This window comes from Phreatobacter sp. GW821-FHT04C01 (assembly GCF_059420385.1).
Genome location: NZ_JBWKTP010000018.1, coordinates 1 through 24,061, shown reverse-complemented (window position 1 = coordinate 24,061; position 24,061 = coordinate 1). Strand labels below are relative to the sequence as shown.

Below are 24,061 nucleotides of genomic sequence, written 5' to 3'. Positions count from 1 at the left end.
GGATCCATGAACGCTCCGCTTCTCGACCTCGTCCCGGTCCTGCCCGAACTGATCCTGGCGATCGGCGCCATGGCGCTCCTGATGTTCGGCGTCTTCACCGGCGAAAAATCGGCCGGTTCGGTCACCATCGCGGCGATCCTGCTGCTGGTGGTGGCGGCGATCGCCACCTGCGCCATCGGCGGCCCGCCGCGCCTGACCTTCGGCGGCTCCTTCATCCTCGACGGCTTCGCCAAATTCATGAAGGTGCTGGCCTTCGCGGGGGCGGCGGCCGCGCTGCTGCTGTCCTGGGATCATTTCCGGCGCGAGGGCATCGATCGTTTCGAATTCCCCGTGCTGGTGCTGCTGTCGGCCACCGGCATGGGCGTCATGATCTCGGCCAACGACCTGATCGCGCTCTATATGGGCCTCGAGCTCATGTCGCTGGCGCTTTACGTCATCGCCTCGTTCCATCGCGACAACGAGCGCTCGACCGAGGCCGGCCTGAAATATTTCGTCCTCGGCGCGCTGTCGTCGGGCATGCTGCTTTATGGCTGCTCGCTGATCTACGGCTTCACCGGCACGGTGTCGCTGCCCGGCATCGCCCAGGCGATCAAGAGCGGCACGATCGGCCTCGGCCTGATCTTCGGCCTGGTCTTCCTGATGGCCGGTCTCGCCTTCAAGATCTCGGCGGTGCCGTTCCACATGTGGACGCCCGACGTCTATGAGGGCGCGCCGACACCGGTGACCGCCTTCTTCGCCGCCGGCCCGAAGGTGGCCGCCATGGCCTTGTTCGTGCGGGCCATGGTCGACGGTTTCCCGACGGCCGCGCCGCAATGGCAGCAGATCGTGGTGTTCGTCTCGATCGCCTCGATGCTGCTCGGCTCGTTCGCCGCCATCGGCCAGTCCAACATCAAGCGGCTGATGGCCTATTCGTCGATCGGCCATATGGGCTTCGCGCTGGTGGGGCTCGCCGCCGGCACGGCCAACGGCGTGCAGGGTGTGGCCGTCTATATCGCGGTCTACATGATCATGACGCTCGGCACCTTCGCCTGCATCATCGCCATGCGCCGCAAGGAGGGATCGATCGAGACGATCGACGATCTCGCCGGCCTGTCGCGCACCAATCCGTTCATGGCGGCGGCGCTTGCGGCGCTGCTGTTCTCGCTGGCCGGCATTCCGCCGCTCGCCGGCTTCTTCGCCAAGTTCTACGTCTTCGCCGCGGCGATCGAGGCGAAGCTCTATGTGCTGGCGGTGATCGGCGTGCTGGCGAGCGTGGTCGGCTGCTACTACTACCTCAGGGTCGTCAAGCTGATGTATTTCGACGAGCCGGCGGCGCCCTTCGAACCGATGGCGGCCGAACTGAAGGTGGTCCTGGCGGTTTCGGCGCTGTTCGTGGTCCTGTTCGTCGTCTATCCGGCGCCGCTGGTGGCGGCCGCGGGCGCCGCGGCAAGATCATTGTTCTGATCCGGTGACAAAGCTCTCCCAAGCAGCCGCGGCGGCCGGTTACCGTCTCACCACCTTCGACGAAACCGGCTCGACCAACGCCGTCGCGCTCGAACGCGCGGCGCAAGGGGAGGTGCATCCGACCTGGTTCGTGACCAACCGGCAAACCGCCGGACGGGGCCGGCGCGGGCGCAGCTGGACGTCGCCCGACGGCAATATGTTCGCCACCTTGCTGCTGGTCGATCCGGCGCCGGTCGCCCATGTCGCCGAGCTCTGCTTCGTCGCGGCGCTGGCGCTCGACGACGCGCTCCTGGCGGTCGCCCCCGGCGCCGTCGAGCGTTTCAAGCTGAAATGGCCGAATGACGGGCTGCTCGACGGAGCCAAGACCGTCGGCATCCTGGTCGAGGCGACGACGCGCGGGACCACCACCCATGTGGCGATCGGCATTGGCGTCAACGTCCTCCACCACCCCAGCGATACGCCCTATCCGACCACCTCGTTTGCCGCCAAGGGTTTCGACTTTACCCGTGACCAGCTGTTCGAGGCCTTGAGTGCCTCCATGGTCCGGGCGCTGGCTCTCTGGAATCGGGGCGAGCGTTTCGATGCGATCCGCGCGGGCTGGCTGGCGCGCGCCGCCGGCCTCGGCGGACCGCTGTTCCTTCACACCGACGGCAAGCGTGCCGAAGGTATTTTCACAGGGCTCGACGCCCATGGTCGGCTGATTCTCGACACGCCGGATGGCCGTCAGTTCATCACCGCCGGAGAGGTGCTGATGGCACCGGAAAAGACGGTGCAATAAAATGGCCACCAAGCCGCGCCCGCAGGGCAATACCCCGGAACTGGTCTTCGTCCCGCTCGGCGGCGTCGGCGAGATCGGCATGAACCTGTCGCTCTACGGTTACGGCTCGCCGGCCAAGAAGGAATGGCTGGCGGTCGATTGCGGCGTCGCCTTTGCCGGGCCGGATCTGCCCGGCGTCGACCTGATCATGCCGGACACGCGCTTCATCGAAGGCGAGCGCAAGCGCCTCAAGGCGCTGATCATCACCCATGCCCATGAGGACCATATCGGCGCGGTCGCCGATCTCTGGCCGAAGCTGCAATGCCCGATCTATGCGACGCCCTTTGCCGCCGCCATGCTCGAGGCCAAGCGTTATGGCGACAGCGGAGCGCCCAAGATCCCGCTGCATATCCTGCGGCCGGGCGAACGTCTCCGCCTCGAGCCGTTCGACGTCGAGATGATCGCGGTGGCGCATTCGATCCCCGAATCGACCTCGCTCGCCATCCGCACGCCGCTCGGCACGGTCATTCATACCGGCGACTGGAAGATCGATCCCAACCCGGTGCTCGGCGACAAGACCGACGAGGCCCGGTTCACCGCGATCGGCGACGAAGGCGTGCTGGCGCTGATCGGCGATTCGACCAATGCCATTCGCGAGGGCCAGTCGCCCTCGGAAACCGAGGTGGCGGTCGAGCTGGCCAAGATCATCGGCAAGGCCAAGGGCAGGGTGGCGGTCACCACCTTTGCGTCCAATGTCGCGCGCATCCGTTCGGTTGCGGAAGCAGCGCTCGCCTGTGACCGCCAAGTCGTGCTGGTCGGGCGCGCCATGGATCGGGTGGTCAGTATCGCCCGCGAGCAGGGCATGCTGGACGGCCTGCCGCCTTTCGTCGGCGCCGAATCCTATGGCTACCTGCCGCGCGACAAGGTGGTCGCCATCCTGACCGGCAGCCAGGGCGAGCCGCGTGCGGCTCTGGCGCGCGTCGCCAATGACGACCACCCGGAGGTGACGCTGACGCCGGGCGATACCGTGATCTTCTCCTCGCGCACCATTCCCGGCAACGAGAAGGCGGTCGGCGCCATCGTCAACGGCCTGGTCAAGCAGGGCATCAAGATCATCACCGACCGGGACGGGCTGGTGCATGTCTCCGGCCACCCGCGCCGCGGCGAGCTCGAGCAGATGTATCGCTGGGTCCGTCCGGCGATCGCCATTCCCGTGCATGGCGAACCGCTGCACCTGGCCGAACATGCCGCGCTGGCCAAGCGCATGGGCGTCAAGGAGGTCATGCTGGCCTCCGACGGCGACGTCATTCGCCTGGCACCCGGCGATCCCGACGTGGTCGACGCCATTCCCGCCGCGCGGCTGTTCAAGGACGGCATGCTGCTGGTGGAAGAGGCCGCCCGGGTGGTGCCCGAGCGGCGCAAGCTCGCTTTCGCCGGTATCGTCTCGGTCGCCTTCGCCATGGACGAGCGCGGCCACCTGGTCGGCGATATCGAGCTCGACATGGCCGGCATCCCCGAGGTCGATGCGCTTGGTGAGGACCTGGGCGACCTGGTCGGCGAGGCCGTGCTGGATTGCATCGAGACGCTGCCCAAGGCGCGCCGGCGCGATCCGGAAGCCGTGCGCGAAAGCGTCACCAAGACCATCCGGGGTACGCTGAACGGCAGATGGGGCAAAAAGCCGATGTGCCACGTGCTGGTCATCACGGTATAAGCGCCTCGGTCGCGGCGTCTTTCCGGCGCGGTGACCCGAGGCGCGCGGCCGCATGCCGCGGCCGGTCGTGTCAACAGAGCTTGCTCGCGCGGGAGGTCCGGATGATCGGGCGTTTGAACCATGTCGCCATCGCGGTGCGCGACATTGCCAAGGCGAGCGCGGTCTATCGCGACACGCTGGGCGCCAGGGTGACGGCGCCGGTCGTCGAGGCCGCGCATGGCGTCACCGTCGTGTTCATCGAGCTGCCCAATACCAAGATCGAGCTGCTGGAGCCGCTCGGGCCGGAAAGCCCGATCGCCAGGTTTCTCGACAAGAACCCGGATGGCGGCATTCATCACCTCTGCTATGAGGTGGACGACATCATCGCGGCGCGCGATCAGTTGAAGGCTGGGGGGGCGCGGGTGCTGGGCGATGGCGAGCCGAAGATCGGCGCCCATGGCAAGCCGGTGCTCTTCCTGCATCCCAAGGATTTTTGCGGCACTCTCGTGGAGCTCGAACAGGCATGAGCCTCATCAGCAGCATAGCGATCTTCTTCATCATCTGGTGGACCACCCTGTTCGTGATCCTGCCGTTCGGCGTCCGCTCGCAGATCGAGGAGGGGCGGGTGGTGCCGGGCACCGAGCGCGGCGCGCCGGCGCGCCACCACATGCTGCGCAACGTGATCTGGACGACGGCGGTTTCGGCGGTGCTGTTCAGCCTGTTCTACGCCAATTATGTCGGCGGCTTCCTGACCTTGGAGAACTTTCCACTGCTGCCGAAGCCGCCGCTGGGATAATATACGTATTCTTCCGAGTGCATTCTGGTGCACTTTTTTTCGCCACCAACTGCACAAGTTGATGACAAACGAATTTTGGTCGTCTAGCGTCCCCTTGCTGCAAAGAAAGAGGCCCCTTCGACAAGAAGGAAGGTCTCGTGGCTCAGGTCTTGGGAGGAAGACCCCCTAAGGTGCGACGTCCACCGGGACGTCCGTCATGGGTTGATCAAGGAAAGAGACTTTCGGCGCGATCATCCGCGACGACCAAGAAACTCTCATGCATAACCTGGAACGGGCGGGATCAATGATCCCGCCTTTTCTTTTTGGCGCGCCAGGAGCGCGCGTTGGACGGTTGGCTCTGGATTGCCGGCTTCGCCCTTGCGAAACCGGCCAAAAGCAGGTCAAGTCCCGCTCCCGCACTGCGGTCGTCAGGCCGCGCCATGTCTTATCCGGTCGTCGGCGTCATCTCGGGCGCCGTTTGTCTTGTGAGTGCTTCAGAGGTCTTCGATGCGCCTGTCCCGCTATTTCCTGCCGATCCTGCGCGAGACGCCGAAGGAAGCCGAAATCGTCTCGCACCGCCTGATGCTGCGCGCGGGCATGGTGCGCCAGGAGAGCGCCGGCATCTATGCTTGGCTGCCGCTCGGCTACCGTGTGCTGCAGAAGGTCAGCCGGATCGTTCGCGAGGAACAGAACCGCGCCGGTGCCATCGAGCTCCTGATGCCGACCATTCAGTCGGCCGATCTGTGGCGCGAGAGCGGCCGCTACGACGCCTATGGCAAGGAGATGCTTCGGATCAAGGACCGGCAGGACCGCGAAATGCTGTTCGGTCCGACCAATGAGGAAATGATCACCGAGATCTTCCGGGCCTATGTGAAGTCCTACAAGGACCTGCCGCTCAACCTCTACCACATCCAGTGGAAGTTCCGTGACGAGGTGCGGCCGCGCTTCGGCGTGATGCGCTCGCGCGAGTTCCTGATGAAGGATGCCTATTCCTTCGATCTGGACCAGGCGAGCGCGGTGCATTCCTACAACAAGATGTTCGTCGCCTATCTGCGGACCTTCGAGCGGCTCGGCCTGAAGGCGATCCCGATGCGGGCCGATACCGGCCCGATCGGCGGCGATCTCAGCCATGAGTTCATCATCCTGGCCGATACCGGCGAATCGGAAGTGTTCTGCCACCGCGACTACCTGGACTTCCAGGTGCCGGCCGCCGACACCGATTTCGACGATGCCGGCGGCCTGAAGGCGACGGTGGCCAAATGGACGTCGCTTTATGCGGCGACCTCGGAAATGCACGACCAGAAGGCCTATGAGGCCATTCCCGAGGCGAGCCGGGTGTCGGCGCGCGGCATCGAGGTTGGCCATATCTTCTATTTCGGCACCAAATATTCCGAGCCGATGGGCGCCCAGGTGCAGGGACCGGACGGCAAGCCGGTGCCGGTTCACATGGGCTCCTACGGCATCGGTCCGTCGCGGGTGGTCGCGGCCATCGTCGAGGCGAGCCATGACGAGGCCGGTATCCGCTGGCCGGCTTCGGTGGCGCCTTTCGACGTGGCGCTGTTGAACCTCAAGCAGGGCGACAGTGCCTGCGACGCGGCCTGCGCCGAGCTCTATCGCACGCTCACCGCCAAGGGCGTCGAGGTGCTCTATGACGATCGGGACGACCGGCCGGGCGCGAAATTCGCCACCGCCGACCTGATCGGCATTCCCTGCCAGGTGATGATCGGGCCGCGCAGCCTGGCCGAAGGCAAGGTCGAGATGAAGATGCGCAATACCGGCGAGCGTGAATTGCTCAGCCCGGCCGATTTCGTCGCCCGGGTCACCGGCACGGCCTGATCGCGGCCCGGCCGGTTGAACCCGGCCGGCGGCACCCTATCTGAGCAGGGCCTGTCCAGGACAGGCCTTGCCGAGACAGCGACGTGGACGACCTCGCCGCTTTTTCCCAACTCGAGGTGGGGACGACCCTGCCGTTGACGGAGGTTCTGTCATGGCCTGGGTCTATCTGTTTCTCGCCGGCCTGTTTGAAATCGGCTGGGCGATCGGCCTGAAATATACCGACGGGTTCACACGCCCCGTTCCCACGGTGCTGACCATTGCCAGCATGGTCGTCAGCCTGGGCCTGCTTGGCCTGGCGCTGAAGACCCTGCCGCTCGGCACGGCCTATGCGATCTGGACCGGCGTCGGCACGGTCGGCACGGTCATTCTGGGCATCGCCCTGCTCGGCGAATCCGCGCAATTGACGCGCCTTGCCTGCATCGCCCTGATCGTCGTGGGCATTGCTGGACTGAAGCTGGTTTCGGCCGAGTAGGGCTCGAGCCTGATCACCTCGGATTGAAGCATTGCATCGAGGATAGTCGTCCTTCGAGGCTCTTGCGAGCCTCGAAGGACGGCTATCCTTGGTGCCGTGCACTTCTGCTCGATCAAGAGGCGGGCTCGCGGGAGCCCGCCTGTCATCCCAGCGAAAAAGCCTCGTGCACGGCGCTCTTGACAGCGCCGCCCATTTGCGGCCCGCCGCCGGCGACGTGGATGGCATCGCCCACCACCACCGCGCCGGTGCCGTGGCGCGGCGTCAGCATGGGGGCATAGGATTCCCACTTGTCGGTGGCCGGATCGAAGGCCTCGTTCTGGCCGTAGACCCGGTTCCAGCCCTCGCCGCCCATGACGAAGATGCGGTTGCGGTACCAGACCGCGCCATGGCCCGAGCGGCCGGTCGGCAGCGGCGCGCGCGCGGTCCAGCGGTCGGTTGCCGGGTCGTAGCTGTGGTGCAGGTTCGAATTGGTCAGGAAGGTGTCGACCCGGCCGCCGATGACGTGGATGAGGCCGTTGACGACAAGGGTGCCGGTATGGTCGCGCGCCAGGAACAAGGGCGCGCGCCGGGTCCAGCTGTCGTCCTTGGGGTCGTAGACCAGGTGCCAGTCGATCGATTTGCGGTTGTCGAAACTGTTGCCGATGGCGCCGCCAATGGCGTGGACCCGGTCGCCAATGGCCACGCAGGCCATGGCGCCGCAGGCCTCCGGCAGCGGCCGGATCTTCGACCATGTGTCGCCATTGGCGCCATAGACGAAGCATTCGGCATGCGGCGTGCGGTTCTGCTCGATGAAGCCGCCAATGGCATAGAGCTTGTTGCCGGCGACGGCGACGCCGACATGGTTGGCGCCGCGTGGCAGTTCGGCGGCGGTGACCCAGCGGTCGGTCGCCGCGTCATAGACGTGGTGGTACTGCCGGTCGACGCGCTGCTCGGCATAACCGCCGACCAGATGCATCTTGCCCTGGCGCTCGGCGCCCCAGGCCATTTCGGTGCGCGGGATGGGCAGCGGCGCCCGCTCGACCCAGCGGCCCTGGTTCGCCGCCTTGGGCGCGGGACTGTCGGTCACCGCCTGTTCGTGATGAATGGCGGGCAGGTCGACCCGGCCGGGCTGGCTCAGGCGCTCGAACTGGCCCTGGTGATGCTGGTGCTGGGCGAACGCCGCCCGCGCCAGGACCGGACTGGTGACGATGGCCAGGCCACCGGAGATCATGAAGCGGCGGGACAGAAAAGCCATCGGGATTCCTCCAGGCCGGCGAAGGCTTGCCGCCGGTTGACGCAAAGGCAGGCTAGAACGGATCAGCCGTGGCGCGCCAGAGCCGAAATGACCGGATGAGATCGATTGCCGCATGCGGCAATGCCGGCGGGAGCGGCGGCCGGCCGCGCCATGATGGTCCAGGCCGATGGGCCCGGTCGCAGCGCTTCCGTCGCCGGGTTGCGGGCCTATCGGTGCCGATCCGGCGTTCGGCGCCCGCATGGGACGACAGGGCTGGTGACAGAAGCGGGTCGGTCGTGCCAAGCGGCTTGCATTCAACGCCGGCCGCGCCAGATTCAAGGTCATGAGTCCCAAAGATCCGTCCAATATCGTCGATCCCGCGAAAGCCAAGACCGGTGCCGTGCCGGCGTCCGGTGCCGCGGACATCTCCGCCTTCCTGAAGACCGCGGCCGCGGTCGGCAAGCCGAAGGTCGCCGGGGAACGCGGCCGCCTGATCTTCGCGCTCGACGCCACCATGAGCCGCCAGCCGATGTGGGACATGGCCTGCGGCATCCAGGGTCAGATGTTCACCGAAGCCGCCAAGGTCGGCTCGCTCGACATTCAGCTGGTGTTCTTCCGTGGCATCGGCGAGTGCCGCGCCTCCGGCTGGGTGGCGGACGCCGCCAGGCTCGCGGGCCTGATGCAGAAGATCCAGTGCGTCGGCGGCCAGACGCAGATCGGCCGCGTGCTCAGCCACGCGGCGGAGGAGGCGAGCGACAAGCGTATCCATGCGCTGGTCTATGTCGGCGATGCCATGGAAGAGAGCCTCGACGACCTCTGCGCCAAGGCCGGTCGCCTGGCGCTGGCCAATGTGCCGGTCTTCCTGTTCCAGGAGGGCGGCGATCCCGCCGCCGAGCAGGCCTATCGCGAGATTGCGCGGATCACCCGCGGCGCCTATGCCCGCTTCGACCCCGGCGCGGCCGCCCAGCTCGCCGAACTGCTCAGGGCCGTGGCGATCTTCGCCTCGGGGGGCCGCGTCGCCTTGACCGATGCCTCGGCGAAAGGCGCGCGTGGCGCCCAGCTTCTACTCGGGCAGATGAAATGAGCCAGACCGCATGAGACCCGCAGCATGACCTATCTCATCGCCGGCATTATTGCGGTGGTCGTCTTTTCAGGCGCTCTCAACTCCATTCTCGGCGCCAATCCGAAATGGCTGTCGCAGCAGATGCGCAAGGTCGGCGGCGTGGTGGTTATTGGCGCGGCCCTGTTCCTGATGTCGCGCGGGCTGCTCTACGAGGCGATTCCGCTCGGCATTGTTGGCATGTCGCTGCTCGGCCTGGTGCCGGGGCAGGGCATGCTGGGCGGCTGGGGCCAGGCCGGCACCAAGACGCCGCGGCAAACCTCCAGCGTCCGGTCGCGCTTCATCGAGATGGAACTCGACATCGACACCGGCCGGATGTCCGGCCGTTTCGTCGCCGGCTCGCTGGCCGGGCAAACCCTCGAGCAGATCCAGATTCCGCGGCTGATCCAGGCCTTCGCCGAGATCGATGCCGAAAGTGCCGCTCTACTCGAAGCTTATCTTGACCGCCGAGACCCCCGCTGGCGTGAACACGCTGAGGGAAATGCGGGTGCGGGGCAAGGCGGCCCGCCGGCCTCGAGCGCGATGACCAAAGAGGAGGCCTACCAGATCCTTGGCCTTGAGCCGGGGGCGGACGAGCAGGCCATCCGTGGCGCGCACCGTACGCTCATGAAGAAACTGCACCCCGACCAGGGGGGCTCGACGTGGCTCGCGTCCCGCGTCAACCAAGCCAAGGACGTTCTCCTGGAAAACCATCGCCGGAACTCCTGACACATTCATCCGGGCTTCGTCGGGTCCGCTCAGTTGCGGACCAGCATGCAGTCGTAGTCGTTGTTCTTCAGAACGCGGCAGGCCGCGTCGGCGCTGGCGCGATCGAAGCCGGCGAAGCGGGCCCGGATCAGCGTCATGCCGCTGCGCTCGACGCGCTCGGTATAGGGATCGGCCGAGCCGAGCTGGCGGCCGGTGGTCTCGCGCGCTTCCTTGAGGGTCGCCTGGGCGGCGGCTTCGGTCGGGAAGGCGCCGAGCTGGATCGACCATTCGCCGCGACGGGCCGGAATGGGCTCGGCGTGGGCGGGCGCGGCGCCGGCGGCCATCTGCAGGGTGCGCGGCGATACCGAGGCGGTGGTCAGCTGCGAGGAATGCAATGTGCCGAGGACGCCGGGGCGCGGATTGGGGTTGCCGGGCAAGGCGGCCGGCTGGCTGTTGGCCGCGGCGAGCGAAGCGACCACCGGGGCCGGCGCGGTCTCTTCGCGAATGACCGGACGCTGGGCCTGGGCGCTGGCGGTGACCGGCGCGGCGGCCGAGGCTCCGGTCGAGGCGCCGCCGCGGGTCTGGCCGGCGGCAACGACGGCGGCGGCCATCGGGGTGATCGGCATCGGCGCGGCGATCGGCTGGCGGCGGCCGGGGACCGGCACCTGGGCGGCGACGGCGATGCGTGTCGGGGCGCGGGTCTCCGGCTCGGCGGCGCGGGCCAGCACCGGGGCGGTGCGGCGGCCGGCATAGGCCTGCGGGAAATTGGCTTCCAGCAGCTGCCGCATGCGGGCGTCGCGCCAGCCGCCGGAGCGGCCGCCGAGAACCACGGCGACGAGCTGGCGATCGCCGCGGCGCGCCGAGGTCAGCAGGTTGAAGCCCGAGGCGCGGGTATAGCCGGTCTTGATGCCGTCGACGCCTTCGACCCGGCCGAGCAGGTTGTTGTGGTTGCGGTGGTTCACACCGCGATAGGAGAAGGAATAGGTCTGGAAATAGCTCCAGTAGCGCGGGAAGTGATCCTGGATCGCGCGGCCGAGCGTGGCGAGGTCGCGCGCGGTCGTGACCTGTTCGGCATCCGGCAGGCCCGAGGCGTTGCGGAATGTGGTGCGGCTCATGCCCAGCGCGCGGGCGCGGCGGGTCATCAGCGTGGCGAAGCGCTCTTCGTCGCCGGCGATGTTCTCGGCGATGACGACGGCAGCGTCATTGGCCGATTTGGTCACCAGGCCACGGATCGCTTCCTCGACCGTGATCGTCGAGCCGGGGCGCACGCCCAGCTTGGTCGGCGGCTGGCTGGCGGCTTCGGACGAGACGCGCAGCGGCGACTGCAGCGAGAAGCGGCCGGCCTCGATCTGCTCGAACAGCATGTAGAGCGTCATCACCTTGGTGATGGAGGCGGGAAAGCGCGGGGCGTCGGCGGCCTCGGCATGCAGCGTCTGGCCGCTCTTGACGTCGATGACGATGGACGAATAGGCCGGCATATAGCCGCCATAACGCCGGGGGCGTGCCTCGACCTGGCTCGGCAGGGTGCTCGCGATCAAACCCGCGGTGACGGCTATCGCGGCAAAGCGCCGAAAGAAGCGTCCCGATCCGGTCCGGCCGGCGCCGATTGTGGTCGCCATTGCACCACCCCTGACTGCAGGCGGCCGGGGGCCTTCTGGCGACCGGTCCGCGTCCCTGTCCCTCGCGTTGGAGGTCGGGCGCGGATCGACAGGACTGCGAAACCGACGACCCTGGTCGAGGGCCGCCGGCGACGCAACACCACTATCGGCGATACGCAGCCGTACTCTTCACGCCGCCCCCGTCGAGGACGGGAACGTGAGAGGACGGTAACCGGTCGCGGTTGCCAGTTGGTTAAGCGAATCACGTCGAGTTGCGAAAGGAAGCCGGCACGCTGATCATCCGATCAGTCTTAGTGCCTTGATATTCCTTATGTTGCACCGCGAAAGTTGGATTGACGCAGTGCAGCAATATGGCTACGTGAAATATGTCTCCCGGGCGTTTCGCCCTGGCGGAAAATAAACCAAAGCGGCGCAGCCGCCTCAGGAGCCATGTCATGTTCCAGAATTTCGATGACGTGCAGAAGCTTGGCAAAGACGGTCTCGATCGGACCGTCAAGAGCCTCACCGCGGTGACCAAGGGCTACCAGGCCATTTCGGCGGAAGTGGTCGACTATGCCAAGAAGTCCCTGGAGGACGGCACGGCGGCGGTCGAGAAGTTCGCGGCGGTGAAGAGCCTCGACAAGGCGATCGAATTGCAGTCGACGCTGGTCAAGTCGGCCTACGAGACCGCGATCGCGCGCGCCACCAAGATCGGCGAGCTCTATTCGGATCTCGCGAAGGAAATCTACAAGCCCTACGAGGGCACCTTCGGCAAGGCCGCGGCCGCGAAGTAATCGGTTGGCGCCCGGCTGGTGCCGGGCCGATCCTGACAGACATGAAAAAACCCGGCGCTGCCAGCGCCGGGTTTTTTCTGTCGGGCGAATGGCAAGTAGGGAAGGGCGGGCCGGCGCCGAAGGGCTGCGTCAACCCTCGCCCGCGCCTTCGCTGGAGAGGGGGGCCGCCGCAGCGGCCGGGTAAGGGTGGTTGCGTCAATGCGTAACGTGAATTTCGGGTCGAATTGATAGGCTGGCGTCCTTCAGGCGCTCACCCGGCGCCTGACGGCGCCACCCTCTCCCGCAAGCGGGCGAGGGGTGACGCGCGTGACGCGTGTCGCTTCAACCCCATCGCTATTCGCTATTCGCCATTCGCGCCTTACTGGCTCAGGCGCAGTTGACTGATCTCGGAGCCGATGCGCTGGAACACGGGGCCGAGCTGCTCGGCGGTGCTGGCCTCGTAATACATGGTGGACTGCGAGGCGCAGCGGCGGAGCAGGGCGGCGTCGCCGTCAATCACCCGGATCGTATAGAGCCGGATGCCGTTGCTCTTGACGTTGGCGCAGGCGAGATCGGTGCGGGCGTCGATCGTCGAGCCATTGGAGCTCCAGCGGTTCTGGGTGTTGTCGCCATCGGTCAGCAGGATGATGATCCGCTCGAGATTGGGCTCCTGGGCGAGCGTGCGGGCATTGGTCAGCGGCAGCGAGGGGGTGAGCATGTGCAGGCCCCAGGCGAGCCCGATCGTGATGTTGGTATTGCCCGACGGGTTCATGGCGTTGACCTTGTCGGTCAGGGCGGTCCAGTCGGTGGTCAGCGGCAGGATCGTGGCGAGCTTGCCGGTGGTGCAGTTGCGCGCCGGAAAGTTGGTGGCGCTGGATGTCGGCGCGGTGTCGTCGACATCATAGGACTGGTTGCGGTCGATGACGCAGCCGGTCCAGTTCGACGCATCGATATTGCCGGAATAGCTGAGCCAGCTTTCGTTGCGATAGGTCGTTCCGATATTGACCTGGGTGTCGAACGGGACGATGCCGATGCGGACCGAGTCCGGCTGGGTCGCCGCCGCGCGCAACGTGGCGATCAGGTTCGTCGCCGCCGTCTTGAGCGCGCTCATCTTGTTCGAACTCGCCATCGACCCGGTATTGTCGAGCACCAGGACGAGGTCGATCTTCTTGGTTTGCCAGATGGCGGATGCGGTGCCCGATATCGTCAGGCTGCCGGTGGACAACAGGCTGATCGCCAGCGGACTGATCTGGCCACTGCCGTTGATGCGCACCGAGGAGCCGTCCAGCGACGCCATGACGGTGACGTTCTTCAACTCGCTCGGGTTGATATTGCCCATGACGATGGCGCGCGCCACGGTGCTCAGATCGCCGGTCAGCGTGCCATCGGAAATCTGGCGCGCGACACGCAGGGCCGCGATGTCGAGGGCCGCCTGGAGCCGGACCTGCTGCTGGCTGATCCGGCTGAGGTCGACCGCGGAACTGATCATCACCATGACGGGATACAAGGCGACCGCGAAGACCACCGCGATTGCACCGCGATGATCATCGCGAAATTGCCGAAGACGATTCCACATCAAAAAGTGATCCTGTTCCTACGACCCAGGGCCACAATAGAGGCGACAAAATAAGTAATCGGAATCGGACGCGATTCAATTGTGTATTGATTTTACAGTGGATAGTAACTTCGAATTAACCAGGATTGTTCGGAAAAGAGCTGAGGGCGCAACGTCATGTTGCTTTACGTAGGGTAGCGTTACGTCAGGAGCGCCCGTGTCGCTGCCGTAACGTCAGGCTGGCGCATCAAACTCTCGCCGACGAGCAGGGCGCGGATGCCGGAAGCGGACAGGCGCTGGACATCCGTCGGTGTAAAGATACCGCTTTCGCCGACGATGATCCGATCTGCCGGCACCCGCGGCGCGAGGCGCTCGGAGGTCGCGAGCGTCACCTCGAAGGTCCGGAGGTTGCGGTTGTTGATGCCGATCAGCCGGGAGGGCAAGCGCAGGGCCCGGTCGAGCTCGTCGTCGTCGTGGACCTCGACCAGCGCATCCATGCCATAACTGTCGGCGGCGGCGACCAGATCGGCCGCCAGCGCATCATCGACCGAGGCCATGATCACCAGGATGCAATCGGCGCCCCAGGCGCGCGCCTCGGCGACCTGATAGACGTCGTGCATGAAGTCCTTGCGCAACGCCGGCAGCGTGGTCGCCGCGCGCGCCGCGGTGAGGAATTCGGGCGCGCCCTGGAATGACGGCGCATCGGTCAGCACCGACAGGCAGGTGGCGCCCCCGGCCTGGTAGGCTTGGGCCAAAGCCGGCGGATCGAAATCCGGCCGGATCAGGCCTTTGGACGGGCTCGCCTTCTTGATCTCCGCGATCAGCGCGGTGCGGCCGGCCGCGATCGTCGTCTCGATCGCGCGGGCGAAGCCGCGGGGCGGCGCGGCCCGGCGCGCCTCGGCGTCGACGACCGCGAAGGGCTTGACGCCCTTGGCGGCGGCGATTTCGACGAGCTTATAGGCCTCGATCGCCTTGAGGATATCGGCCATGCCGCGCGATCCTTATGCTGAGACGGCGTTCGACACGGCGATCAGCCGGTCGAGCCTGCCGGCGGCGGCGCCGCTGTCGATGGCCGCCAGCGCCATGGCGTAGCCGTCGGGCAAGGTGTTGGCCCGGCCCGAGACGACGAGGGCGGCGGCGGCATTGAGGGCGGAGACGTCGCGATAGGCGTTCTTCGCGCCGGTCAGGACCGCGCGCAGCGCCGCCGCGTTGTCGGGGGCATCGCCGCCCTTCAACGCCTCGGCCGAACACAGCGGCATGCCGACATCGGCCGGCTCGACCTGGAAGGTCGAGACGCGGCCATCCCTCAGTTCGGCGACGGCGGTCGGTCCGGTGCCGGTGATCTCGTCGAGACCATCGGAGCCATGCACGACCCAGGCCCGGGTCGAGCCCAGATTGTTCAGGACCTCGGCCAGCGGCTCGACCCATTGGCGGGCGAAGACGCCGACCATCTGCCGCCTGACACCGGCCGGGTTGGACAGGGGCCCGAGCAGGTTGAAGATGGTGCGGGTGCCGAGCTCGACCCGGGTCGGGCCGACATGTTTCATCGCGGGGTGATGGGCGGGCGCGAACATGAAGCCGATGCCGGCGTCGCGGACACAGCGCCCGATCGCCTCCGGCGGCAGGTCGAGCTTGACGCCGAGCGCCATCAGGCAGTCGGCCGTGCCGGAACGCGACGACATGCCACGATTGCCGTGCTTGGCCACCGGAACGCCGGCGCCGGCGACGATGAACGCGGCGCAGGTCGAGATGTTGAGCGAGTGCGAGCCGTCGCCGCCGGTGCCGACGACATCGACCGCGTCATCGGGAGCCACCACCGCCACCATCTTGGCGCGCATGGTGGCGACCGCCGCGGTGATCTCCTCGACGGTCTCGCCGCGTACCCGCAGCGCCATCAGGAAGCCACCGACCTGCGAGGGCGTCGCTTCGCCCGACATGATCATGTTGAAGGCGCGCTCGGCCTCGGCGCGTCCGAGGCTGGCGCCGCCGGCAACCGTCGCGATCAGCGATTTGAACTGTTCCATCAGCGGCGTCCCCGGGCCTGGTTCCATTCGGCGGCCAGCGCCAGGAAAGTGCCGATCATCCGGTGGCCATGCTCGGAAGCGATGCTTTCCGGATGGAACTGAACGCCATGGACCGGCCGGTCCTTGTGCATCAGGCCCATGACGATCCCGTCGGCGGTCTCGGCGGTGACCTCCAGGGCGTCGGGCCAGCCGTGGCGGTCGACGGTGAGCGAATGATAACGGGTCGCCTGGAACTTGCCGTTGATGCCGCGGAACACGCTGCGGCCGGAATGGCTGATCTCGGAGAGCTTGCCGTGCATCGGGACAGGGGCCCGGACCACCGTGCCGCCGAAAGCCTGGCCCATGGCCTGGTGGCCGAGGCAGACGCCGAGCATGGGGATGTCGGCGGAGGCCTTCCCGACCAGCTCCAGGCAGATGCCGGCTTCGTTCGGCGTACAGGGGCCGGGGGAGAGCACGATGGCGTCGGGATCGGACGCGATCACCTGGTCGGCGCTGATCTTGTCGTTCCTGACGACGTCGACTTCGGCGCCCTGGCCGCCGATGTAATGGACCAGGTTCCAGGTGAAGCTGTCGTAATTGTCGATGAGGGTGATTTTCATGGGGTCATCTCGATGCATCGATCATCGGGGTTTTCGCAAAGCGCGAAACGGCGGACAGAACCGAAACGGCAAACAGGCCGTCGGCCGGCACGCGCCACCACCATCGAAAGACCAAGGCCGCCGCGACCTGGATGGGCGCGGCGGCCGTGAAGCAGGAAAGGCCGGAGAAAATCGCTCGGGATGAACGCGAACGGATCGGACCGGCGCCGCTCATTGTCCCCTCCCGGCGCGGGCCGCCGTCTTCACCGCCTCGTCGGCCGCGGTCAGCAGGGCCTTGGCCTTGTTGACGCATTCGGCCTGTTCCATGGCGTTGACGCTGTCGGCGACGATGCCGGCGCCGGCCTGGACATACATGACGCCGTCCTTGACCACCGCGGTGCGCAGCACGATGCAGGTGTCCATGGCGCCGGTCGCCGAGAAATAGCCGACGCAGCCGGCATAGATGCCGCGCTTTTCCTTCTCCAGCTCATCGATGATCTGCATGGCGCGGACTTTCGGCGCACCCGACACGGTGCCGGCCGGGAAGCCGGCGGCCATGGCGTCGATCAGGTCGTGTTTCGGGTCGAGCTCGCCCTCGACATTCGAGACGATATGCATGACGTGGGAATAGAGCTCGAGGAAGAACCGGTCGGTGACGTTGACCGTGCCGATCTTCGAAACCCGTCCGACATCGTTGCGGCCGAGGTCGAGCAGCATGAGATGCTCCGACCGCTCCTTCGGATCGGCCAGCAGTTCCTCGCCGAGCCGCTTGTCGTCGGCCGGCGTCGCGCCGCGCGGCCGGGTTCCGGCGATCGGGCGGATGGTCACCTGGCCGTCGCGCACGCGGACCAGGATCTCGGGCGAAGAACCGGCGACCGAAAAGCCGTCAAAGGCGAGGTAGTAGAGGAAAGGCGAGGGGTTCACCCGCCGCAGCGCCCGGTAGAGCGAGAAGGGCGGCAACTGGAACGGCGTCGAGAAGCGCTGCGACAGCACCACCTGGAAGATGTCGCCGGCGCCAATGTATTCCTTGGCCCGGTCGACCATGGCCGAGTAATCGGCTTCGCTGGTGTTGGAGACGAGACCCGCCATGATCTCGGCGTGATCGGGCAGGGGCGTCTGCTTGTCGAGCGGCGTGTCGAGCGCATCGACCACCGCGGTCAGCCGGTCGACCGCCCGGTCATAGGCCGCCTTGGCGGTCTGGCCGGCTTGCGCGCGCACCGGCGTCACCACGGTGATCTGGTCCTTGACCGCGTCGAAGACGAGCACCACGGTCGGCCGGATGAACAGGGCGTCGGGCAGGCCGAGCGGATCCGGATTGACGTCGGGCAAATGCTCCATCTGCCGGACCATGTCGTAGCCGAGATAGCCGAACACGCCGGCCGCCATGGGCGGCAGCTTGTCGGGAATGTCGATCTTGCTTTCGGCCAGCAGCTTGCGCAACTCGATCAGCGGCGCTTCGGGTAGCGGCACGAAGGCCGTCCGGTCGGCGCCAGGACGGCGGTTGATCTCGGCGACCGAGCCGCGGCAGCGCCAGATCAGGTCGGGTTCCAGTCCGAGGATCGAGTAGCGGCCCTTGACCGCGCCGCCCTCGACGGATTCGAGCAGGAAGGCGTTGGCCTTGCCGCCGGCGATCTTGAGATAGGCCGAAACCGGCGTCTCCAGATCGGATACGAGCGTCGTCCACAGCACCTGCGGCCTGGCCGCGGCGTGAACGGACGCAAAGGCCTCGAAGGCCGGTTCGATCTGCATCGTCTTAACTCCCCGGGCGAATGAAGCGGCCTCAACCGCCTTCGCCGGCTCCGATCGCGCGGCGCAGCACCGTCTGGTTGATGCTGGCTCCGAAGTCCTTTTGCAGGCGCGCGATATACTGGCCGAGAATGTCGTCTTCGACCGATTGCGTCAGCTGGCCCTGGGTGCGCGCGTCGACCGGCGTATTGGCCGGCAGCGCGATATCCGTGGTCACGAAGACAATCCGATCGATGCCGTCGGCGGCGGGCGCATTGGCGGCGCTGCCCTTCGGCGTGACGAACAGGGTTTGAATCGCCCCGGTGCCCCAGTCGCCTTCGGTGGTCGAACGCGTGAAGGCGCGGCTGGTCTTGACCTCGAGGCCGAGCGGCTGGGCGAGCTCTGCGAGCGGCTTGCCCTGGCGGATCGCTTCGGTCATCTCGGTGGCAGCCTTGGCGATACGGCTCTTCACCTCTTCCTCACGCCATCGGGCTTCGACACGGTCCTTGACCTCGTCGAGGGTGCGGTCGCGCGCCGGGGTAATGCTCGCGATCTCGAACCAGATATAGGTGCCGCTCTGCCGGATCTGGACCGGATCGTTCTCCATGCCGATCTCGGCGCGGAAGGCGGCCGGCAGCAGCTCGGTGGCGCCGGCCAGGTTGAGCTGGGCGTCCGAGGGATCGTGACCATTCTGGTCGACGGCGTCGACCACGGTGACGGCCAGGCCGACCTTGGTCGCGATATCGGCGAGCGGCAGGCCGCTGGCCCGCTCGCGCTCGATCTTGTCGTGCAACTCGTTCACGGCATTGCGCGCCACTTCGATGGCGAGCCGGACGCGGGCCTGCTCGCGCGTCGCCTGTTCATTGAACGGCTCGGCCTTGGTGACGCGCAACAGGACGGTGCCGAAGCTGCCGCGGACCGGTTCGCTGACGGCGCCTTCGGCCAGCGCGAAGGCGGCGTCGCGCACCGGCGGATCGGTCATCTCGGCGCGCGACAGCGTGCCGAGCGTCAGGTCGGCGTCGGAAATATTGCGTTCCTTGGCCAGGGCTTCGAAATCGAGGCCGGCCTTGATGCGGGCGGCGGCGGCGGCGGCCTCCTCGGCATTCGGGAAGGTGATCTGCTGGATCGTGCGCTTCTCGCTGGCTTCACGCAGGCGCGCGACCTCGGCGTCGATCTGATCGGCCGGGACCTGGGCAAAGGATGCCTGCTCTTCGGGCGACAGCGTCAGCAGCACCAGCTTGCGATATTCGGGCGCGCGAAAGGCGGCGCGGCGGGCTTCGAAGAAGGCCTGCAGGACCGCGGCGTCGGGCGCCGGAATGTCGCCGGCGGCGCGCGCGCCGATCGTCACGAACTCGGCGGTGCGGGTTTCACCCTGGTAGCGCGCCAGGGCGTCGAGCAGCACCTGCGGCGTGCCGAGCTTGTCGGAAATGGCGCCGGCGATCTGCTGGCGCACGGCCAGCCGGCGCTCGATGTCGATATAGCTCTGCTCGGTATAGCCGTTCTGGCGCAGCAATTCGCGGAAGGTGTTGACGTCGAACTGGCCGGTCGGCCCGCGGAACGACGGCGAGGAGATGATCCGGTTGCGAATCGTCGCGTCGTCGATGCCGAGGCCGAGCTGACGGCCGCGCTCGTCGAGGGTCGCGTCGGTGACCAGCTGGCTGAGCACGCGCTGCTCGATGCCGAAGCCGCGCGCCTGGTCGGGCGTCACGCCGCGTCCGAGCATGCGGCCGAGGTTCTGGACCTCGCGATTATACATGGTCTGGAACGTCTGCTGCGAGATATGGGTGCTGCCGACGGTCGCCAGCGTCGTCGATGTGCCGCCCCGGAAGATGTCGCCGATGCCCCAGATCGCGAAGCTGCCGACGAGCAGGCCCATCAAGGCGATGAGCACGAGACGCATGAAGCCCGTGGCGAAGGTTGTGCGAATGCCGGTCAGCATGCCCGTGCGAACTCCGTGAGACGGCCCGCGCCGTCGGGGGGCCAAAAAAGTTGGCGGAGCATAGTGACGCCCCCTGTTTCGGGCAAGCGCGCCCGGTAGCGGTGAAACCCGCCATCTGGTAGCAAGCCGCGAAACAAGCGAGGAGGTCCTGATGGCGCTGCGTCCCCTGGTCGCCGGCAATTGGAAGATGAACGGTTCGAAAAAGGCGCTGGATGAGATCGCAGCCATGGCCGAGGGCTACGACCCGGCGCTGCGCGCCAAGGTCGACCTGATGATCTGCCCGCCGGCGACCCTGCTTCAGATGGCCGCCGTCAGCGCGCTCGGCAGCCGTATCGGCATCGGCGCCCAGGACTGCCACACCGAGGTTTCCGGCGCCTTCACCGGCGATATCGCGCCCGACATGCTGGTCGAGAGCGGAGCGACCGCCGTCATCGTCGGCCATTCCGAACGTCGCCAGTATCATGGCGAGACCGACGCGCTGGTGGCGGCCAAGGCATTCGCCGCGATCCGTGCCGGGCTGACCGCCATCGTCTGCGTCGGCGAAACCCATGCCGAGCGCGAGGCCGGCAAGACGCTGGCCGTGGTCGGACGCCAGGTCCAGCGCTCGGTGCCCGAGGATGCGACCCCCGAGACCGTCGTTGTCGCCTATGAGCCGGTCTGGGCCATCGGCTCCGGCCTGACGCCGACCGCGGCCGACGTCGCCGAGGTTCATGCGCTGATCCGCAAGAAGCTGATCCAGCGCCACGGCAAGCAGGCCGCCGGCATCCGCCTTCTCTATGGCGGCTCGGTCAAGCCGTCCAATGCCCGCGAGCTGATGGCGGTCGAAAATGTCGACGGCGCGCTGGTCGGTGGCGCCAGCCTGAAGGCAGCCGATTTCCTGGGAATCGCGGCGGCCTATCGCTGACACCGCTGTTTCCGGCGGCCGTCGTCGGCCGCGCCCGATTTGCCGCAAGGCAGTCTTGCCCGGCTGGCAAATGGCGCCGGAGTGCCCATATCACCGATGTCGAAGGTGGCTTTCGCCACCTTTCCGAAGCGCTTTCCCCATGCGAATGACGCCTGCCATATTCCTGGGCAATCCGGGGTAGGCAAGGCCAATTCGATCGTGTAGAGACCCGCTTTCCTTATCTCGAAGGACCGTCGAGCCTCCATGCAGACCGTCATTCTCGTCGTTCATCTGATGATCGTGCTTGCGCTGATCATCGTTGTTCTGTTGCAGCGTTCCGAAGGCGGCGGCCTCGGCATGGGCGGCGGCGGCAATTTCATGTCGTCGCGCGGCACGGCCAATGTGTTGACCAGGGCGACCGCCATTCTGGCGGCGGCCTTCTTCTTCACCTCGATCGTGCTGGCCTTGCTGGCGACCCAGGCCCGCGGGCCGCGTTCGCTGCTCGAGCAGGGCACGGCTCCGGCCGCGCCTTCCGCGCCCGCGGTTCCCGGCGCGCCTGCCACGCCGCAGGTGCCGTCATCGGGGCAGGGTGGTGGCACGGGCGTGCTCGAAGGGCTTCGCGGCCTGTCGCAGCCGCCGGCGGCTCCGGGTGGTTCGCAGCCACCGTCGGCACCGGGCGGTTCGCAGCCGCCGGCCGCGCCGTCGCGCTGACCCGCGATCCCGGACCGCCAGGGTCCGGGCATCCGCCGATAGGCGCCTTTCGAGGTGCCGGACGTGATCACAACAAGGGCCGGGCAACCGGCCCTCGTTTTTTTGTGGGACTGCCTGCGCGATCTCGTCGCAGGCCGCTACCCGAATCGGATTGAGAGCTTTAAAGAGGAAGCCCCATGACGCGGTATATTTTCATCACCGGCGGCGTGGTTTCGTCCTTGGGCAAGGGACTTGCTTCCGCTGCCCTCGGTGCGTTGCTGCAGGCGCGTGGCTATTCGGTCCGCCTGCGCAAGCTCGACCCCTATCTGAACGTCGATCCGGGCACGATGAGCCCGACGCAGCACGGCGAGGTGTTCGTCACCGACGACGGCGCGGAGACCGATCTCGATCTCGGCCACTACGAGCGGTTCACCGGCCGGCCCTGCACGCGCCAGGACAATATCACCACCGGCCGCATCTATCTCGACATCATCACCAAGGAACGGCGCGGCGATTATCTCGGCGCCACCATCCAGGTGATTCCCCATGTCACCGATGCCATCAAGGATTTCGTCCGCACCGGCAACGAGGGCTATGACTTCGTGCTGGTCGAGATCGGCGGCACGGTCGGCGACATCGAGGGGCTGCCCTATTTCGAGGCGATCCGTCAGCTCGGCAACGAATTGCCCGAGGGCGACAGCATCTATGTGCACCTCACCCTGCTGCCGTTCATCGCCTCGGCCGGCGAGCTGAAGACCAAGCCGACTCAGCATTCGGTGCAGGAGCTCAGGTCGATCGGCATCGCGCCCGACATCCTGCTCTGCCGCTGCGACCGGCCGATCCCGCAGGGCGAGCGCAAGAAGCTGGCGCTGTTCTGCAATGTCCGTCCCTCCGCCGTCATCGAGGCGCAGGACGCCGCCTCGATCTATGACGTGCCGCTCGCCTATCACCGCGCCGGCCTCGACGACGAGGTGCTGCGCGCCTTCGGCGTCGAGCCGAAGGGCGGTCCGGACATGCGCCGCTGGGCCGATGTCTCCGACCGGGTGCACAACCCGGAAGGCGAGGTCAACATCGCCATTATCGGCAAATATACCGGGCTGAAGGACGCCTATAAGTCGCTGATCGAGGCGCTGGCTCATGGCGGCATGGCCAACCGGGTCAAGGTCAATCTCGACTGGATCGAGAGCGAGGTCTTCGAGAAAGAAGATCCGTCGCCCTATCTCGAGCATGTCCACGGCATCCTGGTGCCCGGCGGCTTCGGCCAGCGCGGCGCCGAAGGCAAGATTCGCGCGGCGCAATTCGCCCGGGAACGCAAGGTGCCCTATTTCGGCATCTGCTTCGGCATGCAGATGGCCGTCATCGAGGCGGCGCGCAATCTCGCCGGCATCGGCGCCGCCAATTCGACCGAATTCGGCCCGACGCCGGAGCCGGTGGTCGGCCTGTTGACCGAGTGGCTGCAGGGCAATGAGCTGGTCAAGCGCAGCCAGGGCAGCGATCTCGGCGGCACCATGCGGCTCGGCGCCTATACCGCGCATCTGAAGCCCGACAGCAAGATCGCCGCGATCTACCGCTCCGACGTGATCTCCGAGCGCCACCGGCACCGCTACGAGGTCAATCTCGACTACAAGGCGCGGCTCGAGGACAAGGGCCTTGTGTTCACCGGCCTGTCGCCCGACGGCGTGCTGCCCGAGACGATCGAATATCCCGACCATCCGTGGTTCGTCGGCGTGCAATATCATCCCGAACTGAAGAGCCGGCCGTTCGAGCCGCATCCGCTGTTCCGCTCGTTCATCGAGGCGGCCAAGGTGCAGTCGAGGCTGGTCTGATGCGCCCCGTCGCGGTCGCCGTGGCAGCAATTGTCGCGGCGGTCGCGGGCGTCATGGTCTTTGCCTGGCAAAGCGGCGGCGATTGTCCCGGCGGGACCGAATTCCGATCCGAACAGGCCTGCACGGCCTCCGGCCGCCCGGCTGAGCGCTGCCGGGCGCTGCTGGCGGAAGCCCAGGCGCTGCTGGCGCGCTCGGGCCCGGTCTATGGTACGCGCGAGCAGTGCCAGGATCGACACGCCACCTGCCAGGAGAGCCGTTCGGCCGCGGGCTTCACCCCACGCGCTTCCGGCTTCTGCCTCATGCAGGGCCCGCCGGAGCGGATCGTGCCGCGGTTCGGCAGGTAGCGAGTGGCGAATAGCGAATGGGGCTGAAGCCGCGCGAACCCTCTCCCACGCCTTCGCCTACGGCATGCACATATCTCTGGAGAGGAAGTGCGGCGGATTGACTCGGGTGTGCGGCGGGGCTGGCCATTGCGGC

General features: G+C 66.8%; 23 protein-coding genes. 14 read left to right on the top strand and 9 right to left on the bottom strand.

Annotation, left to right across the window (positions count from 1 at the left end; genetic code table 11):
• The first annotated feature begins 6 nt into the window (after positions 1 to 6).
• The 7 genes from nuoN to sugE all read left to right on the top strand — a co-directional run bounded on the left by nuoN (position 7) and on the right by sugE (position 6,973).
• Positions 7 to 1,443, top strand: a complete 1,437-nt coding sequence (nuoN, locus tag AC07WJ_RS35905; RefSeq protein WP_494939539.1) for an NADH-quinone oxidoreductase subunit NuoN — start codon at positions 7 to 9, stop codon at positions 1,441 to 1,443.
• A gap of 4 nt (positions 1,444 to 1,447) precedes the next feature.
• Entirely contained in the window at positions 1,448 to 2,221 is a 774-nt protein-coding gene (locus tag AC07WJ_RS35900) for a biotin--[acetyl-CoA-carboxylase] ligase (RefSeq protein ID WP_494939538.1), read from the top strand.
• A gap of 1 nt (position 2,222) precedes the next feature.
• Positions 2,223 to 3,911: a ribonuclease J gene (locus AC07WJ_RS35895; protein WP_494939537.1), complete on the top strand. Its 1,689-nt coding sequence runs from the start codon at positions 2,223 to 2,225 to the stop codon at positions 3,909 to 3,911.
• Between the two features lie 101 nt (positions 3,912 to 4,012).
• A complete protein-coding gene (gene mce / locus AC07WJ_RS35890) occupies positions 4,013 to 4,417 on the top strand; it encodes a methylmalonyl-CoA epimerase (protein ID WP_494939536.1) in 405 nt (134 codons plus the stop codon).
• Positions 4,414 to 4,686, top strand: coding sequence for a DUF1467 family protein (locus AC07WJ_RS35885; RefSeq protein WP_494939535.1), 273 nt, complete (start codon positions 4,414 to 4,416; stop codon positions 4,684 to 4,686). Before mce ends, AC07WJ_RS35885 begins: the two co-directional genes overlap by 4 nt.
• 486 nt (positions 4,687 to 5,172) lie before the next feature.
• Positions 5,173 to 6,501: a proline--tRNA ligase gene (proS, locus tag AC07WJ_RS35880; RefSeq protein ID WP_494939534.1), complete on the top strand. Its 1,329-nt coding sequence runs from the start codon at positions 5,173 to 5,175 to the stop codon at positions 6,499 to 6,501.
• A 151-nt stretch (positions 6,502 to 6,652) separates the two neighbouring features.
• Complete coding sequence (gene sugE / locus AC07WJ_RS35875; protein ID WP_494939533.1) at positions 6,653 to 6,973, top strand: quaternary ammonium compound efflux SMR transporter SugE; 321 nt, start codon at positions 6,653 to 6,655, stop codon at positions 6,971 to 6,973.
• A gap of 142 nt (positions 6,974 to 7,115) precedes the next feature.
• Here the strand turns inward: sugE and AC07WJ_RS35870 are convergent, their stop codons facing one another.
• Positions 7,116 to 8,207: a Kelch repeat-containing protein gene (locus tag AC07WJ_RS35870; protein ID WP_494939532.1), complete on the bottom strand. Its 1,092-nt coding sequence runs from the start codon at positions 8,205 to 8,207 to the stop codon at positions 7,116 to 7,118.
• Positions 8,208 to 8,529: 322 nt separating this feature from the next.
• Here AC07WJ_RS35870 and AC07WJ_RS35865 point away from each other — a divergent pair, with 322 nt between their 5' ends.
• Positions 8,530 to 9,270: a vWA domain-containing protein gene (locus tag AC07WJ_RS35865; protein WP_494939531.1), complete on the top strand. Its 741-nt coding sequence runs from the start codon at positions 8,530 to 8,532 to the stop codon at positions 9,268 to 9,270.
• Between the two features lie 24 nt (positions 9,271 to 9,294).
• Entirely contained in the window at positions 9,295 to 10,014 is a 720-nt protein-coding gene (locus AC07WJ_RS35860; protein WP_494939530.1) for a DnaJ domain-containing protein, read from the top strand.
• A 29-nt stretch (positions 10,015 to 10,043) separates the two neighbouring features.
• On the opposite strand, the gene AC07WJ_RS35855 is transcribed toward AC07WJ_RS35860, so the two are convergent.
• The gene (locus AC07WJ_RS35855; RefSeq protein ID WP_494939529.1) at positions 10,044 to 11,612 is read right to left on the bottom strand and encodes a D-alanyl-D-alanine carboxypeptidase; all 1,569 of its coding nucleotides are present in this window, start codon (positions 11,610 to 11,612) and stop codon (positions 10,044 to 10,046) included.
• A gap of 434 nt (positions 11,613 to 12,046) precedes the next feature.
• Between AC07WJ_RS35855 and AC07WJ_RS35850 the strand changes: the two genes are divergently transcribed.
• Positions 12,047 to 12,385, top strand: coding sequence for a phasin family protein (locus AC07WJ_RS35850; RefSeq protein ID WP_494939528.1), 339 nt, complete (start codon positions 12,047 to 12,049; stop codon positions 12,383 to 12,385).
• A 358-nt stretch (positions 12,386 to 12,743) separates the two neighbouring features.
• Here AC07WJ_RS35850 and AC07WJ_RS35845 read toward each other — a convergent pair whose 3' ends face one another.
• From AC07WJ_RS35845 to AC07WJ_RS35815, 7 genes are all read right to left on the bottom strand, one after another.
• Positions 12,744 to 13,940: a vWA domain-containing protein gene (locus tag AC07WJ_RS35845; protein ID WP_494939527.1), complete on the bottom strand. Its 1,197-nt coding sequence runs from the start codon at positions 13,938 to 13,940 to the stop codon at positions 12,744 to 12,746.
• Between the two features lie 179 nt (positions 13,941 to 14,119).
• Complete coding sequence (gene trpC, locus AC07WJ_RS35840) at positions 14,120 to 14,908, bottom strand: indole-3-glycerol phosphate synthase TrpC (RefSeq protein ID WP_494939526.1); 789 nt, start codon at positions 14,906 to 14,908, stop codon at positions 14,120 to 14,122.
• Between the two features lie 12 nt (positions 14,909 to 14,920).
• A complete protein-coding gene (gene trpD / locus AC07WJ_RS35835) occupies positions 14,921 to 15,943 on the bottom strand; it encodes an anthranilate phosphoribosyltransferase (protein WP_494939525.1) in 1,023 nt (340 codons plus the stop codon).
• Entirely contained in the window at positions 15,943 to 16,542 is a 600-nt protein-coding gene (locus AC07WJ_RS35830; RefSeq protein WP_494939524.1) for an anthranilate synthase component II, read from the bottom strand. The genes trpD and AC07WJ_RS35830 overlap by 1 nt, the downstream gene beginning before the upstream one ends.
• A gap of 4 nt (positions 16,543 to 16,546) precedes the next feature.
• Complete coding sequence (locus tag AC07WJ_RS35825) at positions 16,547 to 16,756, bottom strand: hypothetical protein (protein ID WP_494939523.1); 210 nt, start codon at positions 16,754 to 16,756, stop codon at positions 16,547 to 16,549.
• Complete coding sequence (gene trpE / locus AC07WJ_RS35820) at positions 16,753 to 18,270, bottom strand: anthranilate synthase component I (protein WP_494939522.1); 1,518 nt, start codon at positions 18,268 to 18,270, stop codon at positions 16,753 to 16,755. The genes AC07WJ_RS35825 and trpE overlap by 4 nt, the downstream gene beginning before the upstream one ends.
• Positions 18,271 to 18,301: 31 nt before the next feature.
• Complete coding sequence (locus AC07WJ_RS35815; protein WP_494939521.1) at positions 18,302 to 20,185, bottom strand: peptidylprolyl isomerase; 1,884 nt, start codon at positions 20,183 to 20,185, stop codon at positions 18,302 to 18,304.
• A 151-nt stretch (positions 20,186 to 20,336) separates the two neighbouring features.
• Between AC07WJ_RS35815 and tpiA the strand changes: the two genes are divergently transcribed.
• The 4 genes from tpiA (at position 20,337) to AC07WJ_RS35795 (ending at position 23,928) form a co-directional block, all read left to right on the top strand.
• Positions 20,337 to 21,089 (top strand): triose-phosphate isomerase, encoded by a 753-nt coding sequence (gene tpiA / locus AC07WJ_RS35810; RefSeq protein ID WP_494939520.1) that lies wholly within the window; start codon positions 20,337 to 20,339, stop codon positions 21,087 to 21,089.
• Positions 21,090 to 21,332: 243 nt separating this feature from the next.
• Positions 21,333 to 21,779, top strand: coding sequence for a preprotein translocase subunit SecG (gene secG, locus AC07WJ_RS35805; RefSeq protein ID WP_494939519.1), 447 nt, complete (start codon positions 21,333 to 21,335; stop codon positions 21,777 to 21,779).
• A 176-nt stretch (positions 21,780 to 21,955) separates the two neighbouring features.
• Positions 21,956 to 23,584, top strand: a complete 1,629-nt coding sequence (gene pyrG, locus AC07WJ_RS35800; protein ID WP_494939518.1) for a CTP synthase — start codon at positions 21,956 to 21,958, stop codon at positions 23,582 to 23,584.
• Positions 23,584 to 23,928 carry a DUF1190 domain-containing protein gene (locus AC07WJ_RS35795; RefSeq protein ID WP_494939517.1) on the top strand — a complete coding sequence of 115 codons (345 nt, stop codon included), beginning with the start codon at positions 23,584 to 23,586 and terminating at the stop codon, positions 23,926 to 23,928. The genes pyrG and AC07WJ_RS35795 overlap by 1 nt, the downstream gene beginning before the upstream one ends.
• Positions 23,929 to 24,061: the final 133 nt, after the last annotated feature.

Bases quoted from the DNA above. Each gene is read 5' to 3' on its own strand.
- nuoN (WP_494939539.1), top strand. From the start codon at position 7: ATGAACGCTCCGCTTCTCGACCTCGTCCCGGTCCTGCCCGAACTGATC.
- AC07WJ_RS35895 (WP_494939537.1), top strand. From the start codon at position 2,223: ATGGCCACCAAGCCGCGCCCGCAGGGCAATACCCCGGAACTGGTCTTC.
- mce (WP_494939536.1), top strand. From the start codon at position 4,013: ATGATCGGGCGTTTGAACCATGTCGCCATCGCGGTGCGCGACATTGCC.
- AC07WJ_RS35885 (WP_494939535.1), top strand. From the start codon at position 4,414: ATGAGCCTCATCAGCAGCATAGCGATCTTCTTCATCATCTGGTGGACC.
- proS (WP_494939534.1), top strand. From the start codon at position 5,173: ATGCGCCTGTCCCGCTATTTCCTGCCGATCCTGCGCGAGACGCCGAAG.
- sugE (WP_494939533.1), top strand. From the start codon at position 6,653: ATGGCCTGGGTCTATCTGTTTCTCGCCGGCCTGTTTGAAATCGGCTGG.
- AC07WJ_RS35870 (WP_494939532.1), bottom strand. From the start codon at position 8,207: ATGGCTTTTCTGTCCCGCCGCTTCATGATCTCCGGTGGCCTGGCCATC.
- AC07WJ_RS35865 (WP_494939531.1), top strand. From the start codon at position 8,530: ATGAGTCCCAAAGATCCGTCCAATATCGTCGATCCCGCGAAAGCCAAG.
- AC07WJ_RS35860 (WP_494939530.1), top strand. From the start codon at position 9,295: ATGACCTATCTCATCGCCGGCATTATTGCGGTGGTCGTCTTTTCAGGC.
- AC07WJ_RS35855 (WP_494939529.1), bottom strand. From the start codon at position 11,612: ATGGCGACCACAATCGGCGCCGGCCGGACCGGATCGGGACGCTTCTTT.
- AC07WJ_RS35850 (WP_494939528.1), top strand. From the start codon at position 12,047: ATGTTCCAGAATTTCGATGACGTGCAGAAGCTTGGCAAAGACGGTCTC.
- AC07WJ_RS35845 (WP_494939527.1), bottom strand. From the start codon at position 13,940: ATGTGGAATCGTCTTCGGCAATTTCGCGATGATCATCGCGGTGCAATC.
- trpC (WP_494939526.1), bottom strand. From the start codon at position 14,908: ATGGCCGATATCCTCAAGGCGATCGAGGCCTATAAGCTCGTCGAAATC.
- trpD (WP_494939525.1), bottom strand. From the start codon at position 15,943: ATGGAACAGTTCAAATCGCTGATCGCGACGGTTGCCGGCGGCGCCAGC.
- AC07WJ_RS35830 (WP_494939524.1), bottom strand. From the start codon at position 16,542: ATGAAAATCACCCTCATCGACAATTACGACAGCTTCACCTGGAACCTG.
- AC07WJ_RS35825 (WP_494939523.1), bottom strand. From the start codon at position 16,756: ATGAGCGGCGCCGGTCCGATCCGTTCGCGTTCATCCCGAGCGATTTTC.
- trpE (WP_494939522.1), bottom strand. From the start codon at position 18,270: ATGCAGATCGAACCGGCCTTCGAGGCCTTTGCGTCCGTTCACGCCGCG.
- AC07WJ_RS35815 (WP_494939521.1), bottom strand. From the start codon at position 20,185: ATGCTGACCGGCATTCGCACAACCTTCGCCACGGGCTTCATGCGTCTC.
- tpiA (WP_494939520.1), top strand. From the start codon at position 20,337: ATGGCGCTGCGTCCCCTGGTCGCCGGCAATTGGAAGATGAACGGTTCG.
- secG (WP_494939519.1), top strand. From the start codon at position 21,333: ATGCAGACCGTCATTCTCGTCGTTCATCTGATGATCGTGCTTGCGCTG.
- pyrG (WP_494939518.1), top strand. From the start codon at position 21,956: ATGACGCGGTATATTTTCATCACCGGCGGCGTGGTTTCGTCCTTGGGC.
- AC07WJ_RS35795 (WP_494939517.1), top strand. From the start codon at position 23,584: ATGCGCCCCGTCGCGGTCGCCGTGGCAGCAATTGTCGCGGCGGTCGCG.